This is a genomic window from Streptomyces tamarix, from assembly GCF_032423885.1.
GTDB lineage: Bacteria > Actinomycetota > Actinomycetes > Streptomycetales > Streptomycetaceae > Streptomyces > Streptomyces tamarix.
Genome location: NZ_JAWCTQ010000016.1, coordinates 70781 through 87985, shown reverse-complemented (window position 1 = coordinate 87985; position 17205 = coordinate 70781). Strand labels below are relative to the sequence as shown.

Annotated in this window: 9 protein-coding genes and 17 tRNA genes; all 26 read right to left on the bottom strand. The window is 34.8% G+C overall.

The window, feature by feature from the left end:
- Positions 1–6: 6 nt before the first annotated feature.
- Entirely contained in the window at positions 7–1734 is a 1728-nt protein-coding gene (locus RND61_RS15240; RefSeq protein WP_315878476.1) for a DEAD/DEAH box helicase, read from the bottom strand.
- An 86-nt stretch (positions 1735–1820) separates the two neighbouring features.
- The gene (locus RND61_RS15235; protein WP_315878475.1) at positions 1821–2309 is read right to left on the bottom strand and encodes a hypothetical protein; all 489 of its coding nucleotides are present in this window, start codon (positions 2307–2309) and stop codon (positions 1821–1823) included.
- Positions 2281–2490, bottom strand: coding sequence for a hypothetical protein (locus RND61_RS15230; protein ID WP_315878474.1), 210 nt, complete (start codon positions 2488–2490; stop codon positions 2281–2283). Before RND61_RS15230 ends, RND61_RS15235 begins: the two co-directional genes overlap by 29 nt.
- Before the next feature lie 72 nt (positions 2491–2562).
- Entirely contained in the window at positions 2563–6402 is a 3840-nt protein-coding gene (locus RND61_RS15225) for a DUF4815 domain-containing protein (protein ID WP_315878473.1), read from the bottom strand.
- A 13-nt stretch (positions 6403–6415) separates the two neighbouring features.
- A complete protein-coding gene (locus RND61_RS15220; protein ID WP_315878472.1) occupies positions 6416–6934 on the bottom strand; it encodes a hypothetical protein in 519 nt (172 codons plus the stop codon).
- 156 nt (positions 6935–7090) lie between these two features.
- Positions 7091–7161 (bottom strand) — tRNA-Gly (locus RND61_RS15215).
- A gap of 9 nt (positions 7162–7170) precedes the next feature.
- Positions 7171–7389: a glutaredoxin-like protein NrdH gene (gene nrdH / locus RND61_RS15210; protein WP_315878471.1), complete on the bottom strand. Its 219-nt coding sequence runs from the start codon at positions 7387–7389 to the stop codon at positions 7171–7173.
- Positions 7390–7404: 15 nt separating this feature from the next.
- Positions 7405–7492: transfer RNA gene (locus tag RND61_RS15205), tRNA-Ser, on the bottom strand.
- Between the two features lie 895 nt (positions 7493–8387).
- Positions 8388–8458 (bottom strand) — tRNA-Phe (locus RND61_RS15200).
- Between the two features lie 76 nt (positions 8459–8534).
- Positions 8535–8605: transfer RNA gene (locus RND61_RS15195), tRNA-Trp, on the bottom strand.
- A gap of 37 nt (positions 8606–8642) precedes the next feature.
- Positions 8643–8715: transfer RNA gene (locus RND61_RS15190), tRNA-Met, on the bottom strand.
- A gap of 75 nt (positions 8716–8790) precedes the next feature.
- Positions 8791–8861: transfer RNA gene (locus RND61_RS15185), tRNA-Thr, on the bottom strand.
- Positions 8862–9305: 444 nt separating this feature from the next.
- Positions 9306–9394 (bottom strand) — tRNA-Ser (locus tag RND61_RS15180).
- Positions 9395–9397: 3 nt separating this feature from the next.
- Positions 9398–9488 (bottom strand) — tRNA-Ile (locus RND61_RS15175).
- 453 nt (positions 9489–9941) lie between these two features.
- Positions 9942–10027 (bottom strand) — tRNA-Leu (locus RND61_RS15170).
- 14 nt (positions 10028–10041) lie between these two features.
- Positions 10042–10767 (bottom strand): HNH endonuclease signature motif containing protein, encoded by a 726-nt coding sequence (locus RND61_RS15165; protein ID WP_315878470.1) that lies wholly within the window; start codon positions 10765–10767, stop codon positions 10042–10044.
- Positions 10768–10801: 34 nt separating this feature from the next.
- Positions 10802–10874: transfer RNA gene (locus RND61_RS15160), tRNA-Asn, on the bottom strand.
- 86 nt (positions 10875–10960) lie between these two features.
- Positions 10961–11043, bottom strand: a tRNA-Tyr gene (locus tag RND61_RS15155).
- 3 nt (positions 11044–11046) lie between these two features.
- Positions 11047–11131, bottom strand: a tRNA-Leu gene (locus RND61_RS15150).
- 64 nt (positions 11132–11195) lie between these two features.
- A tRNA-Gln gene (locus RND61_RS15145) sits at positions 11196–11267 on the bottom strand.
- A 79-nt stretch (positions 11268–11346) separates the two neighbouring features.
- Positions 11347–11428, bottom strand: a tRNA-Leu gene (locus tag RND61_RS15140).
- 356 nt (positions 11429–11784) lie between these two features.
- Positions 11785–11860 (bottom strand) — tRNA-OTHER (locus tag RND61_RS15135).
- A 594-nt stretch (positions 11861–12454) separates the two neighbouring features.
- Positions 12455–13162: a hypothetical protein gene (locus tag RND61_RS15130; RefSeq protein ID WP_315878469.1), complete on the bottom strand. Its 708-nt coding sequence runs from the start codon at positions 13160–13162 to the stop codon at positions 12455–12457.
- 78 nt (positions 13163–13240) lie between these two features.
- A tRNA-Lys gene (locus RND61_RS15125) sits at positions 13241–13314 on the bottom strand.
- A 3-nt stretch (positions 13315–13317) separates the two neighbouring features.
- Positions 13318–13389: transfer RNA gene (locus RND61_RS15120), tRNA-Lys, on the bottom strand.
- Between the two features lie 1169 nt (positions 13390–14558).
- A complete protein-coding gene (locus RND61_RS15115; protein ID WP_315878468.1) occupies positions 14559–17201 on the bottom strand; it encodes a hypothetical protein in 2643 nt (880 codons plus the stop codon).
- Between the last annotated feature and the right edge of the window lie 4 nt (positions 17202–17205).

The following is a 17205-nucleotide window of genomic DNA, read 5'->3' as shown; positions in this document are numbered from 1 at the left end:
AGATTGTCAATTAAGGAACTTTATGTCAAAGCCTTCTTCTTTATAGATATTCAACCTTTGATTTGAATGGTTATATAGATAAGGGTTAGTTCTATCATAGAAATCAAATATCAAGGTTGTATTGTCCTCTTTCTTTACTCTCAATGTACGACCAACTCTCTGCAATGTTTGTCTAAGAGATTTCATGCCTGCCGCCATTATAAGAACTCTAATTCCTGAGATATCTACTCCTTCATCTAAAACAGTAGTAGAAACTATGACTTTCAATTTACCAGAGGCTACATCAGCTAGTTGTCTCTTACGAACATCTGTGTCTAATGTCCCATTTATAAACTCTGAGTGAACACCTAGTTTAGATAGTTTTTCAACCAATGACTCACCATGTTCAATCCTTGATACAATTATAAGAACAGTTTTATCTTTCTTATACATAGTCTCTGTTATTTTAGCAATAATATTATTTCTAACATCGTTCTTAACTATTCCCAATGTATATGCATCAATAAATTTCTTCTTCTTAAATATATCTTCACTTTGGTTTTTTATATCAACAAATCGTATAAAGGGCTTTGCAGAGTATCCTTTATCAATCATATAATCATTAGTGACTCTATAAACAACATCACCAAATATTCCGTTTATTCTACGTAATAATACTTTTTCTTTAGTATCTATCGTTCCAGTCATACCGAACCTATAGGTGGCATTAACAAACATTTGAGCTAAGTTGAATGCCCCTATGCCCTTTATATGATGAGCTTCATCCCATATGAGAACAGCAGTATCTTTTATTAGGTCAAGTGCACTTTGTTGTTTATCATATTTTCTCTTAGATAAGTCTTTAACCATTTTAACATATTCAGCATGTTTAGCATTTAACTCTTTTCTGATATAAAAGTTACTATTACCTTCGCTAACAAGTGAAGACAACCAATTTATGTTATTTTGTCTAGCCCTAGACATCGAACTTTCTTTTGACTGATAACTTCTAATAAATGCAGGTATGATAGAATCCAGATTTATTTTATATGGCTCAAGTGCGGATAATATTTCTTCATCTAATAGCTGAAGTTCTCTTTTTTTACCTTTTAGTTGCATTCCTTTTAGAGGGTCTTTAACAGCTGAAACTAAAGAATCTACTAAAACAACATTTATTTTACCTATCTTCTTTTTTCCATCACCCCAATAGCCTACTGAGTGCCCTAATCTCTTCTGCAATCTCTCTATAGCCCCAAAAAATATTTCTTTTGAGGGGACAATATATACAATCTTTTCATTACCCTCAAGATATGGTGATAATAACTTTATCATTCCTGCACTAATCTCTGTTTTACCTGCATTGGTAGCAGCATGTATGATTCCTATGTTATGAATTAAAGCATTTTCTACAGACTTTTGTTGGTGCTCTCGTAATGTTATATCTTGTTCTTCACCATTAAGTAGTGTTATCTTTTCTGGTATGTCATCTTTATCCAAAAATAGTTCTGGAAAATCTTCTTTAACAGAGTAATCAAAGTACTGTTTTTCTTGCAGAAGTTTGAATGCTGTATCTACTAAGGGGAATAGTCCTGTCAAGAAACGATGATTATCCTTATCATAAAAGCTAGTTATACCATCCCATATATGACGTTTGTACAGGTCTGAGCGCTCATATCCAGGTTCTTTAACTCCTAATGTTTTATATAGTAATGTATCTATGAGATTAATGAAATTTTTATTCTCGTCTTCGAACACAATATCACTATACATGATTCTTTTTTCTATTATCATTTATTTTTTCCTAATATACAAAAAGAAGAGAAATAATTCTCTTCTGGTCTTTAATAAAATGTAGTTGATTCCCTAGTATCTTTTTCTAAAGGTACTACTGGCTTAGGGAATTGACTTGATGTATCTGTTTGATTATTTCCAGAAGTGTAATCATCATAGTCATCTTTTAAACTAGGTGTTATGAATAAGTTAAAATATGAAGTTGAGTCTACATCATTTGGAAACGATACAACTGTTCCATCATATAGTTTTATATCTAGTCCCATTATAAAACTTCCAGAACCTAGAAAACTATACGTATCATCAGATAGAGATAATCCTATAACACCAGTATACCTCAAAACGTTCCCAATTGCAAGTGTTGCTTTTAATGCAGACCCAGATAAGCCATTACTGATATAAAACTTAGCCTCAGTACCATTCGGAAAAATAAATGGATTGCCATCAGCATCAACAAATGTAAAATTGACAATACGATTGGTATCACCTTTTTTAAACGATATTTCATCTTTACTGAATAGGGTTATTTTCTTTTGCATTTTCTATATCCTTTATCAGCCTATCGTAGTAATCTGATTGCCGTTGCAACTTGTTCACTAATTCTTCTGCCCGTATTCTAGCTTGTTTAAGAGCTTTTCTATTTTCTATAACAAGCTGTTCCTCTGGGCTTCTTTCTATTCTAGTAAATCCTGTAGACTTATCATATATTGCTTTTGGCATGATAACCTTTCTAAACTTATATCATTAAACATATTCTAAATTAAAATTTTATGTATGCCCCTAAGGGCTTGTTTAAGCTTCATCTGATAATACTAGTGTATAATCAGTAACCATTGGTGTATATAATGGTGTAGAGCTCTTTAAATCTAATCTGAATGATATTACATTTGTTTTACCTGATGCGGTTGTTTTTACACCACCGACAGATGTTATATCATTCGAAGTAACAGATACTGCTGAAGGTAACTTTATCTTAATGATATGAGTTCTAGTTTGATTTGTAGCATTTTCTGTGCTCAAACTACTTGAATCCCAATCTACAATGGCACCAGATGTTGAATCTGTCAATTCAAACTTTCCAGTTGTACCATTTGACTGACCATATTTTGTACTATCATCGATTGTATACCACTGCCTATCAGAGCCAGAGTACGAGTTAGAAGACGTACCACCGAACCAGATTTTAGGCAAAACTTTTGTGGCATTTGCACCATCTAGGTTCTGGCTTTCAGCCGATGTATACTTAAGATAAATTGTGTTGAATGTAAGCCCGTCAACAGATATTCCTCTAGTCATATATGAACCTGTTAACTCTTGGTTCATTTCAACAAGAGTTAGGTTTTTTAGACTGAACACAGGTGACATGTATAAGCTAGGTCTCAAAGATGCTTTAAGCTGAACTACCGAGATAGTTTCACTACTATTAGCAATAGCTTGTGCAGATGCTATTGGAGTCCAAGACTGCTTAGTTATATCAGTAGCCCCAGAAGCAACCTGTGATGCTGTTAGGTATCTAATACTCCAAGAAATAGATGGAGTAGAATCACCAATACTTGTTGCGCCAGGAACAAGTTGAACGGCTAAAGCTGCAACACTTTGAGCTGTCATTGATGTGATTGATGTAAATGTAACGGTTGCATCAACAGAGGCATCATACTTAGCACCAATAATATCAAACTTAAGGTCTGTTTGTTGCATTGGAGTCCATGTTTGAGCGTTTGATGACTGGAACATAACACCTAAGTTAGGCTGCGTTTGAATTAATTCGCCATTGTCTATTCTTCTAGCACCGACAGTACCACTAAACACTTCGTAATTAGCTGAATCAGTTATTAGAACAATAGCGTAAGTTTTACCTGCTGATACAAACAGAGGAGAATCAAACTTGATTGTTGTTGCAACACTAGAATCATCTGACGTTTGAATATCAGAAGGGTACAACATCTTTTCTTTTACAACTTCTTGAGTTGGGAAACCGCTATCAGATACTGTCACTATTCTAGCAGCAATTGGTGTCGATGTATCTTTCTTAGAGAAATAAACATTAAATCCAGTAACTGTTCTATCGAGGAATGGGTCTACTTGGAATGACTGAGCAAGTGGGTCTTGGAAGTTAACGGTCAAGTGAGTTGTTTGAACTATATCTTGAATTGTTGTTTCAGTACCCTTAGCAACATAAGAAGCGATTGCTGTTGATGTTGAATCAGCGCCACTTCCTGTGTTAGTCAACATAACTTGAGCTGTACCTGAAGGTTGACCATCTGGTATAACGAAACTACCAGATGCATTACCATTAGCATCTGCTTTAATTGTGTTCTTTGTTGTACCAGAACCAGTAGTTCCTGCTGGAGAAGTAGCTACTGCTATACCATTAAACTTAATAGATAGATTGTCAGCAAATGCTCTTAATCCAGTAACAGAGAATTGTATTGTAGCAGAAGGAATAGTTGTTACGGCGTTTTCTAGTGTTATAGTACCTGCGTTTTTTGTTATAGTTCCTGTCGAGGTTGACTTATCATGACTATTAACGTTATTCTTCCCATCCCACTGAATTGCGTTTTGATTTTCATAAACGAATTGAGCATCGTCTGTTACAGTTTTGTTGTCATTGTTATAAGTTGCACTATGAGCCCAATAACGACTGATATTCAAGGTTGAAGTTACAGTATTATTTATTGTTACTTCTTTTGTTGATGATAGGTCTGCATATGGAGGGTTAAGTGTCATAACCCCTAGTCTGTCACCAAAAACCATGTAAGGGTTAACGTTTACAGTCTCTGAAGCAACTGGCTGTGAAACAGCAGTATACTCAACATAGGGGCTTGTAATGACACCATTTCCAAATGAATTCATTGGGTTGTATCCACTTGGTGTAGTAGAACTAGAAATTGATTGTGAATGTGACTTTGGTTCTTTTTCTCTTAAAGAAATTGCTGTGTTATCAACGTTAAGAGCAACAGGAAGCAAGGTGCTTGTTCCTTCTTTTGGCAATAGGGAGTCATCTGTTACTAGTAGTGAAGGGTCAAACATGTTGAAATCGACAAATGAATCTGTTATAACACCAGAAAGTGAACTTGGGTCTGCCCCAGCAATTGAGTTAACAGACTCCGCCAAACTAACAACAGAACTTTCTAGGGTTGCGACTCTGGCTTCAAGCCTATTCAACTTACTAAATGGTAGGTTTGTCACTGCAAATGAGTTAACTGTACCAAAGGTATCTGTATTTGGTAACAGAGTTACCCAACCAAGAGATAATGCTGTAGAATCGTTCATAACAGGAGCAGTAACTGCTGAAGCATCATCAGGCTGACCTTTTATGTAGCCAAATGTTCCATCAGCCTTTAAGTAAATTACGTCTCTACGTGCTAAGAAGTAAGAATAGGAAACATTGACTACTGAAAGATTATCTGGTGTCTTTTGTGAGCTCGACATTCCAGAGAACTGTATTTTATATGCAGGAACACCATATGCATCTAAATCAGAACTATCTTTAACTATCTTATAATCAGTACCATTTGACAAAACAGCTTGATAAGCAACATTGGCTGTATAAGTTTCACCAGACTGAGGGGCATAACTACTTCCTGTAATCCAAGAAACTTTCCCATCATTTGTCATATTAAAATCTACACCCATTTGTGCATAGACAACGTTTGAGCCGGATGAAGCTGCTTTGGTAGCTGCTGTTTGTACTTTTGTTAGAGCAAGTACATTTGTATAACCAACATCATCGTTAACACCAGAAACATGTGTTATTGATTTTCCAACAACAGTGTGTTGAGCAGAAACAGAATTAATAACGTTTACAGTGGCATTAATTAACTTTATGTAACCTAAAGAATTATAATACGTGTGAACTTCTGTTGGCACATTTCTAACATCAGTGGGGGCATCTAAGTTAACACGACTAGCAGTTGGCTTAGAAACCCTATGACCATTAACATAAGCAAGACCCTCACCACTTATGATTGAAACTTGTGGAGTTGATGCACTTGCTAGTGCTTTAGACGTAACATTATCGATAGATAGACCAAATCCACTAACTTTAAAAGTACCGTTGATATCTTGAGTTCTTTGAGCCATCATGTCTTGAATGACACTAGCGCCACCTTGATTATTTTGTACTAATAACTTTCCGTCTTGGAACTTAAAGACAGTTGGTACTTGTGAGTTATTTGCAACAAGTGTAACATGCTCTTTAAGCATATCTATTGTTTTAGAAGAAGAACTAGCCACACCCAATGTAGGGTCTAGCAAAGATGAGTCATCATCTGCTGTAACAATTTCTTGGTCAATTGAGACGTTGATAGTCTCATTACCAACACCTGTTATACTAGCAGTTCCTCCCTGATATTCTCTAACTTTACCTCCAACATAAATCATTCCTGGTGCAAAAGTTAAAGTATATCCATCTGTTGTTCCATTTATTTGGAAATCAACACCAGATACGATATCGCCTTCCTTAAATACGCCATCTCCTAGATTTTGCATATAGTGAGATATTGTACTTTCTAAAACGTTTAGGTCTCTTTGAGCAACTGGTCTATCTGAAACGAACAGTGGTGTTGAATATTCTTTACTTGTATCTATAGCCTTAAAATAAGGTGAGCCTGTTATATTTACTGAAGCCATTTATATATTCCTTTTAGAACTTTAAGATGAATCTTTCGATAACATCTGCATTTGTTTTGTTAAGAGGTGTTCTATTTTCATACATCTCTAGTGTACCTTGTGATACTACATTATCGCCAGTAACCGCAACAGCCGTTACTCCTGATTTAAAGGTTGGATTTAAAAACAGACCAACCTGTCTATAAGTGCCACTTGTTAATTCATCTTTACCTATAGTTGTTGAAACATAGACATAATTAGCACCTTTAGTCTGTGCATCCGAAGAGCTAACAAGTTGCCAAGTTTCTCCACCATATGTTACGATATCTGAGCCAGTTGTACCTGTAGGAACCTTTAAAGCTAGACTAATATCAGTTGCTTTTCTCATTCCAAGTAAACCTGTAAATTTAATAGTTGAAGTGTCCTCTGGGTCTGGGACATTTTCATTAGACCATGATGAATCAGACTTACCTAAACCAACCCACATATTACTAGATTGGTTAAAAAATCTTAAAGCATTATCAACATGACCTGCTGTTGTAATAATAGCCAACTTGCAGCACCTTTCCTTCTGTATATCTACTAATAGTATACCATTCTTTCTTACGCTAATCTAAGTAACAATAAGACTAAATAAGCAAAAAAGCACACTGTTTAAATGTACTTTATAGGTATATATTTAATTCGTTTAATTATAATAATTAGTTTAAGCGGATGACGGGAATCGAACCCGCATAGCCAGCTTGGAAGGCTGGAATTCTACCATTGAACTACATCCGCATAATATATTTAGAGTTTATTTATTTCAGATGGTCTAAAACCTGAAAATAACATTTCTCCATTCTTCTCAATAACAGGCAATTGCTTAAACCCGTTACTTTTTATAGAGTTAAGGTAATCAGGATTATCATCAGTGTTTACCTCTGAGTACTCTACACCAATTTTATCTAACATTTTTTTAGTTGCTTTGCATTGAATGCAATTTCTTTTAGAATATAATACTATCATAACATAACTCCTGTATGGTTGGAGAGGGATTCGAACCCTCGCACGCTTTAACACGTCTACACCCTTAGCAAAGGCGCCTCTTCAGCCACTTGAGTACCCAACCATTTAATAAAAAAAGCAACCCGTTAAGATTGCTAAAACCATGAGACTATTGGTAATATAAAGAAAGCCTTTAGAAGATTTATAGTTTGTCTTCCTGTCCACTTGAATTCCTCCAAGTATCTTTCATGTCCGATTAATCAAGCTTAATCACACTATAGAGTATGCGTTACTCCACATATTTCGTTTGGGAAAGACTTAGCTATCGTCTAACTTGCACTAATCTATTATGAAACTGACTCACCTTGCGAGCTAATCAGCCCTGCTTTCCATATAGGAGCAGGATTAGGACACTTTCACAGCATACCCGACACAGGCTTTTGCTTGTTATACATTAACAGTATTATTAATATTATCTACCTTTTAGATTGTATTCTCAATCATGACGTGCTGTGTCAGAAGTTCCAATCCCTTTTGAGGATAAGAATGCTTCACGCCATTTATTACTACTTTGTCTGCAAAACATTATAGCTCCAGATACGTAGTCACGAAATACCTCTACTCGTAACTGTACAGGTGTCTAACGCTAACATTTGCGGTGTTAACTAATAGACAACAGACTTATATTCTTCAAGCCGACTACACACATCATATGGTAATATGATTCCTAAAACGTTGTCCTCGGAGTAAAACATGCTTTATCTAACTTATGAATAATGTCTTGCTTAGATTGACCATTTTCATGGTGATGAGTTGATTGAGAATTACTCATCTTTCACAACATTACTATTGCTTATCCGTGCTAAGCCACCTTAACTTACTATATAAATATCATAACATACTTTTTAAAGTTTGTCAACACTTATTTTAAAATAAGTTTATATACCTACCCAGACTTGAACTGGGGTCGCAAGAGTAGAAATCTTGAGTGCTATCCGGCTACACTATAGGTATAAAAATGCCTCCCCCATGAATCGGACATAGATATCTGGGGTTTCAAGCCAGCGCTCTACCATTGAGCTAAGGAGGCAAATAATTAATAACTTAATCAACATATATTATCATAACATACTTTTTAAAGTTTGTCAAATAATAATTTATTGATACAGCCAATGAAGGAATCGAACCCTCGTTTTTGGAGTTGGAGTCCAACGTGATACCACTACACCAATCAGCTATTCTGAATTTTAATATATAGGCAACAGATAACCTAATTGGGGTGGTTGGAGTCGAACCAACTATTTTAAGCTTATGAGGCTTACGAGATAACCGTTTCTCTACATCCCAATAATAATAATAATAGCTCTCCGACTGGTCAAAGAGCTATAGGGTTACTCCGAAAATATAACCCGCAATTCAATATGCCTGATAAGAGAATCGAACTCCTGTATCCAACTTACAAGGTTGGCATTCTACCATTAAATTAATCGGGCAATTACACCATGCACCATAAGTAAGACCTACTGTAATAGGTTACGTAAACGCATTCCCAACTCTGTGCTTGTCTGAATATGATGATTTTTGGTGGTTAAAGACCTTGATAGAGTTGCCACTTTATCTTACTTAGTCTCTTTTGTAGCCCGTTAGTTACAGCTAATGCTACTGGTACGCTATACGGTTCTACCGGTAGTCGAAACCGGATTTTCGGATAGACAATCCAACGTGATAGCCGTTACACCATAGAACCATAATGCAGACCTGCATAGAGACCCTATGCTTTCTGCTACCACTACTTACTGTCCTAGACAGCATGCTGGTCATACCTCTTTTATGAACATAGAGCTTTTAGAATGTTGTATCTGACCAAATAATGAAACCTTTGATGCTATCTCCAGCCAGTTGAACATGAACTGTTTTATCTCTTGTAACAAAGAGAATGGTGAGAGTGGGATTCGAACCCACGGAACATTTTACTGCTCAACGGTTTTCAAAACCGTCACGATAAGCCAGACTCTGACACCTCACCATATACTCCCACTTGGATTCGAACCAAGAACTTGCCCCAATCTAGAGCTAATACAGGGTATAAGCCTGCTGTTTTACCATTAAACTACAGGAGTAAATAATATATTAATATCATAACATACTTTTTAAAGTTTGTCAAGACATTAATGAAATGAGCAGGAATCGAACCTACACTGCATCAAGCTCTCAAGTCTTGAAGTTCAGTAACCATCTTTCCATCTCTATCAGTTTGTTTGGGAACTGACAAATCAGAGGGTTTGCCGCTAAAATCTGGTCGCCTCAGTAAGTTTCTTCACCGTGTTTTCTTTCACGAGCATATCTACCAATGCTGGGCGTCTCTTATAACGTAGAGGCTTAATCGCACATAGATAGAGCTATGTGAGCTTTTCTCCTATAACTAGGAAAGGCTAATGAGTAGCTACCTCACCACCTCTAAACCATGAGTCTAAAACCTATGAGTCTATAATAGGCAACCAGACCACCTGTAGTTGCCCTCTGATATAAGTCGTCAAATACTTAAATATCAACTTTTTGTACTGTGGTATAAATGGGCTATGCAGGACTTGAACCTGCACTAGGAATTATCCTAAGGGGATTTTAAATCCCCCGTGTCTACCAATTCCACCAATAGCCCATTAATAAAAATCATTATAAATCTCTATAATACTTTGAATTTGAAGGTATATCATATTTAATACACCATTTTCTGACTGCGTTATCAGATACATTATACTGCCTTCCAACATATATAAAACTATGATTTATTAGAAGATTATATAATGTGTCTTTGTCTACAGGAGGAATTCTTTTTTGGGACTTAGATACACATCTGTTAGAACAGTATATTTGTCCTCTATACTTAGGGGTGAAGTAATTACCACACATGATACACTTCATATCTTTAAATTTACTTCTAGGATTTTTTGACCTAAAACTATTTTTACTCCCATAGTTACTTGTTTGAGTATGACAATTAGGGCATAACCATGATAAATTAGATTTTTCATTATTTCTAAAGTTTCCATCTATATGATGAAGTTGTAAAGTTATTTCTTTACCCATCCAAATTCCTTTATTGCCACAAACCGCACAAGAATAGTTCATAAAGTTATCTTTTCTTACACGCTCTGCTATCGAGAACCCTTTAGAGTTGGAATTATTACAATATACTTCACTGTCAGGAATTTTTAGATAATCATACCTATGAGAGTTATCTATACTTATAGATAAACTATTCATTCTTTCTTTTAATTTTTTAGAGGCGCTGTAGCTATTATGACTATATCCTATTTTCTGAAGGGCATCTGATATAGATGTAGATGAATTAACTATATCTTTAAACTCTTTATCTGTAAATAAATCTATTTTTATCATAATTCCTCTACTGTGTACCACAAAAAATAAAAGACTGCCCCAGCTGGACTCGAACCAGCGACATCTTGATTAACAATCAAGCATTCTACCAACTGAACTATAGGGCAATATGAGAAATCTGAGAATCGAACTCAGTAACCTACTTTCACAAAGTAGTATGTCAACCATTTTCATCTATTTCTCCATCGTTAAGTGGGAATGGTAGGATTCGAACCTACTAAGTCAAAGACAACGGATTTACAGTCCGCTCTAACTCACCATCGTTAGCGCATTCCCATATGCTCAAGGAGGGACTCGAACCCTCATGACCTTTCAGTCGGCAGATTCTAAGTCTGCTGTGTCTACCAAATTCCACCACCTGAGCTAAATTATTAAGTTTTCAATGTGCTAACATATAATACTATATCATAATCAATATTATTTGTCAACTGCCTCATCTGGATTCGAACCAGAAATCGCTTCATTCAGAGTGAAGTGCCTTACCATTTGGCTATGAGGCAATAAAGTCAATCAATTGTATTCCCCAACAACTGTAATGACAATTATAACTATAACACAATTACTTAATAATGTCAAGTATAGCGGTAGTAGGATTCGAACCTACATGCCATATGACCATAGATTTTGAATCTATTGCGTATACCAATTTCGCCATACCGCCAAATCATAGTCACTTAGGTGCCAACACATAGCACTTACTACATATCCACACGTAGCTAATTATGACCATTATCTCAGCATTTTTCGGATGTGAGTATCCATCATAGAATTTTATGTGAATGAGACGACTCGAACGTCTTGCACTCCGGAGCAAATCGTGGCTCACATGCATTCACTAACAGAAACCACCTAACTAGTATAAAGCAACGAGCTGCAATCTTTTTACACGAGTTACCGCGATTGAAGGAGACATTATGTCGCTATGGTGATAACTGAATCATAGTATGCTTTTTAACAAATATAGCTAGGATAAGCAAATAACCACCTGTGCTTTTATTTAGGATAAACACTAACCAATTGCAAGAATGGGATTCGAACCCATTACCTCTTACCTGCAAGCGGTTAAGCGAGTTGACCACTACTCTATCTTGCTATAATATAGTAATTAAGGTGCCACCCCTTAAAGTAAAGCCAGTAATTAAACCACCTAAACCGTATATTCCCACTTCGGGACATTTCACTTACTAATGACAGGGCAAGGATTTGCACCTTACATTGATTACTCTGTAGCTGTCCTTGTTCAATGGCGACAGTCAACCAGACCTATGAAATGTTAGTAATCTATCTCCTCTAACTCCCAATACATTTTTGTATCAGTACATAGTGTTACCTATTCCACCACCTGCCAGAAATTCAGTTGAATGACATAGTGAGGTTTCGAACCTCATAACTATGATAGTTTACATTACCATTTATGCCATATGCCACACCTACCACTAATCGAATGACAGATAATTCAGTAATAGGCTCTCTGTCCTTATGACAGTATGTCTTTCTGTCTGTGAAGTTTAAACTCTCCTGCCGAGCACACCGACACACATAGTCCGGAAATACACAAGTTTTTCTGTTGCTTGCCAACGACCGTAACACATAATATTAGATGTTCGGTAATAAATTCAGGTTTTATAGATGTTCACTACATCTCATTTAATCAATATAACTATATTACCATATAATAAATAGTATGTCAATACCTTAATTTAGAATCTAGAAATTCATCAAAGTATGAGAACCCATCATCTAATAAATGACCAATTCTATCACTGATTGTATACATATATTCTTTTATATATACAATGTCACTTATTTCTACTCCAGATTTAGGAATACAGTAATCTCCAGTAATCATAGCAATTATATTATTAAACTCTACTTTAGTTCCGTACACTTCAGTTGTAAGAAAAATTCTCATTATTGTTGGGAAGTCATCAACTCTGTTTAAAAATGAGTATTCGTCACTATCAATGGTATTATCTGAAATAGGTTTAACAGTAGCCATTTCATCTAAATGATTATTTACTATATATTTAACAGAAGACAACATTTCATCATATCGATTTTCTAATTCTGTATCGTATACATTATCTAAGCGTTCCTTATCACTATCATTAAAGAACACCGCTCCAGCAACTAACTCTGATAACCACATGGCTTGATAAAAAAGCTTTTCTACTATTTGAACTGTAGCCTTTGAACGTGTTCTATCATTAATAGATAATCTCAATAGTTCTATAATGGTATCTTTTTCATCATCAAACTTACCACTTATTGAGTTATTGGGATTATAGGGTAGTATCTTTTCTCTAACACCTGACGGATACTTACCATCTGAATTTATCTCTGAATCATGATTAAACGAATTCAGAACGATTATATTTTCTTTTGTTTTACTCATTATTTTCTCCTTGGTGAACATGTCGCACTACACAACAAACATCACTACTATTTAATATTGAGATGAGATTACCTCAAATGAGCCTAGCAGGACTCGAACCTGCAACTTGCTGATTAAGAATCAGCTACTCTAACCAATTGAGTTATAGGCTCATATGCCTTTAGAAGGATTCGAACCTTTATCACAACGCTTAAAGGGCGCTTACTCTACCATTGAGCTACAAAGGCATTATATGATTAAAGTATAACTTTTAGTTTACTTTATTACTAACTATAACATACAATATAATATTAGTCAAGTGTTTTTAAGTATTTTTTAATAAGTTCTTCTGTATGTTTAGATACACTTATTATGATAATATTTATAGAATAGAGTATAATTACCAATAATAGTATTATTCCAGAAGTTATTACATCACTTATTTGATTACTTAATGAATAATTATACACTAAATTTGGATAAAATGACTTTATTAACATGGGCAACTCTATGACTATATTAGAAAAAGTAACAAAATAAATCAAATAAGATAAATACTTGTTTAATATAATATTTACTTTCTTCATATTTATGATAAATATCATTATTAGTATGTTCATTGATATCACAGTTACAGACAACGACATATTTTTTTCTCCTAAGGCATATAATTGATACATTGTAAGTATACCATATAGGCGCTCATACATAAAACCAAAACTTTATTTACATCTATAACTTAAGATAGCGTAAAACAAATCGATTATTTCGATATGGTTTTACCAACATAGGTAGTAAGCTAGAGACAGAGAGATAGCCCTTATAAAAAGGACTAAAAAAATACAACATAGTACAGTTAAGTATCGACTTTGTTCGTATCACCCGTGCTTATAGTAATTATGTTGCTGACTGTCCGACAACACCTGTTTAGGCTACTACACCAGTCTTCCAGAAATACCTATGTATTTCTAATGAAGTTTGCTAATTCTTCAAACCGTGCTTTGAGCAATAACTTCTCAGGCGCACTGACCTATGTTCCAATAATTCATTGCCCAATATATCGCTACCATATATTTTCGGAAGTGGTTTAGTCGGAATTTCATCCCACTTTACGGCTACACTCCTGTACCGTTTTTACTTGCTAGGATAAGGTGGCGCAAGGAAAGAAACCACCGATAGGTACAATAAATGTACTTATCAACATATTTATTTGTAACTCTACTATAGCACATATCATAAACAAATGTCAAGCAACAATTACAAATACTTTAATTGCTCATATAAGCTTGTTTTTTAGCTTATAATCACATTTGTATATAATTATACCAGTACAATATAAAACTCCTTAAACAGGCTTATATAGCCTTATAATGGTAAATAAAAAAGATATGCAATTTTACATATCTTAACATGAAACTTAAATAGTTGGAGAAAAATCTTCTGGAGCTGGAGTCCAATCAGTTGGTATAGTACCTTCTTCTAACTTAGGCAATTTAATATATACATCAAGAGGCGAGTTAGTAAGGTTGAAATATACTACAGTAGACCCACCATCTTTCGTTTTTATACCTGTTGATGATAAACGGCTCCAGTTTGTTGTAACAGGCTCAACGACAGTGTTCACCGTTGAACCTTCAATTTGTGCACCAATACTTGACCATATACCAGTCCCTTTGATGTCAAAGCTAAGTGCCCACGAGTCGCCATTTTTGATACTGCTATTACCTATATAAATACCCGCATTATCAAAAGATTGTTGTGGTGCTACAAGGTGCCACATGTTAGTGGTGTCATCAAAAGGCTCGACTGTGATAGTAGTTTTGCCAGCATTGTTTCCTAGACCAGATGTATATAGCAATTTTGAGTTTAATAGTAGGTTTCTACCATCATTATTTATAGTATAATTTACCCAAGAATGAACGTCAGATGATTCTAGTTTATCACTTGAGTTAGGTTGACCTGATAAAATTAATGCAGAGTAGTTTAAGTCCACGTTAGTGTTTGTCTTAATTTGCAATGTTAAAACAAATTTGTCATCTAGTATAGCGAAATCTCTGTAATTAGGAGTATACTCGCAAACCATATTTTTGCTATCTAGGTTAAATGTCTGGCTCTGAGAGTTATCTGACAATGACACAGTTACTTTACTAGGCTTCTTAATATCTAAGAATGTCAAATTAAGTTTTATATTCTCAAAAATCTCCTTCAGTACTTCTTGATAATCATCAGAATAAACTTCAACTAATGAGTTTAATGAGTCAGTATCCGTATAGGAAAGATTACTATAGTCTATATTGTTCTCACTGTATAAAATTTGTACTGGAACATTACCTGGGTATAAACCATCCATAGATATGTAATTAAACGAATCTATAATATTGTCTAGTTCCAGGACATTAATACTGTAAGCCTTATCAGGTTCATAAATATTATCACCGTTTATACTATTGTTGTCTGTAATCCATTTGCCAGCACTGTTGATGTTATTTTTAGATGAGTCATAAATATTGACTTTCCCTATATTGGTTCCATAAGGGTTTTTCCTAAATATAAATTTAAGATACTTTACATTTCTAGGTACTTTATAACTATTAGAAAACTTATTCTGAATCAAAGAAGGAATATCGTAATTGAACCTATAAGTAGCAAGGGAATTAAGTGTATAATACGAATAATCATTATACTTAATAGTCGTACCTATTTTAGACGTTATATCTGAGAAAAATGGTGTAACTTCATTGTAGTTACCTTGTACATAATCACTAACCGTTGTATCAAAAACGAGCATTGGCTGGGCAGCCCAAAATTCAGTTCTATTAGAAGCTAATGTAAATGAAATGTATTTTGCTGTACCGATTTTCCCCACGTTCAAGGTTTTGTTATTTATTTTCAGTAACGTCCAATCTTTGTAATTATCTGACCAGTCAGTTCCATTAGTCCACGATGAACCAGTTATTGACGAATCATCAATGGTTTGAAAACCTTCAACCATTACATATACCTGTCCCTTAACCCAAACACTAAATGAGAATGTTTGATTTGGGTCTGGTATAGGTATCATTTGAGACTGAAAATCTAATCTCGTTGACTTACCGTTATTATAGTGAACAACCCTCGAACCATTATAAAAAGTACTGGTGTCAATATAATTCAAATAATCTGGGGCATTAGCTGAACGCCACCCAGACAAATCAGGAGAAAATTCTGTGTTGAATAGTTTGTTCTGTTGTCCTTGGCTGTTAATCTGTATAGATTCACCAGCAGTCGCATTAGGACTTCCTGCATTGCCACCTGCAAGAACCTTTTCCGAATTTAGATTGTCCTTATTAGTTGTGAACTCATCTTCAGATGTGAACTCAGAGAAATTATCCCCAACTTGATAAGTCTGTTCTCTTGTGCTATCTTCTAGAGAGAATGTTTTATAAACAGAAGGTTGAATATACTGTACACTAAAGTCATCGAAACCAATAAATATACTGTAATTACCATCGAGAGAAGGAACATAGGTGAAATAAACCTTTATTCCTGCTGCTTTATATTTATTAACAATATCAGTAAGTGTGTTAACATCAAGTGTGGTACTAATATGAATGTCTATAACAGCGAACCTATAATAATTTCCCTGTAAATGGTCTCTTCCATTAAGGGTAGATTTGTTTAGATAAAATATATTCGTATATGGTTCATATATTTCTACTGCTAAGTCATCATCATCAAAGTAATCTTTTATACCAGAAATTATTCCTGATATGGTACCACGTTCTGTTGTAATATATTTCTTGATTCTATTTCTTAAAGTATCATCAATCTCATTGTTTTTTCTCGTTAAACCAATGGTTGTTGCCCATTTATCTAGAGCATTTCCTGTAGCAGTATCTAAAAAGCTATCACCATAAGACTCAATGATATCGGAGTTTGATTCATCTATTTCATTTTTAATAGCACCCAAAAATCCATTATGTGTATCAGAACCATTTTTAAGATTAAACCATATTGTTGGTAAAAATCTTTCAAACAGCCCTCTCTTATCTTGAGTAGCGTTATAATTGTTTCTAAGCATACTA

What these genes read in the sequence shown, in the direction of transcription:
- RND61_RS15235 (WP_315878475.1), bottom strand. Translation starts at nt 2,309, where the DNA reads ATGCAAAAGAAAATAACCCTATTCAGTAAAGATGAAATATCGTTTAAA.
- RND61_RS15230 (WP_315878474.1), bottom strand. Translation starts at nt 2,490, where the DNA reads ATGCCAAAAGCAATATATGATAAGTCTACAGGATTTACTAGAATAGAA.
- RND61_RS15225 (WP_315878473.1), bottom strand. Translation starts at nt 6,402, where the DNA reads ATGGCTTCAGTAAATATAACAGGCTCACCTTATTTTAAGGCTATAGAT.
- nrdH (WP_315878471.1), bottom strand. Translation starts at nt 7,389, where the DNA reads ATGATAGTATTATATTCTAAAAGAAATTGCATTCAATGCAAAGCAACT.
- RND61_RS15165 (WP_315878470.1), bottom strand. Translation starts at nt 10,767, where the DNA reads ATGATAAAAATAGATTTATTTACAGATAAAGAGTTTAAAGATATAGTT.
- RND61_RS15130 (WP_315878469.1), bottom strand. Translation starts at nt 13,162, where the DNA reads ATGAGTAAAACAAAAGAAAATATAATCGTTCTGAATTCGTTTAATCAT.
- RND61_RS15115 (WP_315878468.1), bottom strand. Translation starts at nt 17,201, where the DNA reads ATGCTTAGAAACAATTATAACGCTACTCAAGATAAGAGAGGGCTGTTT.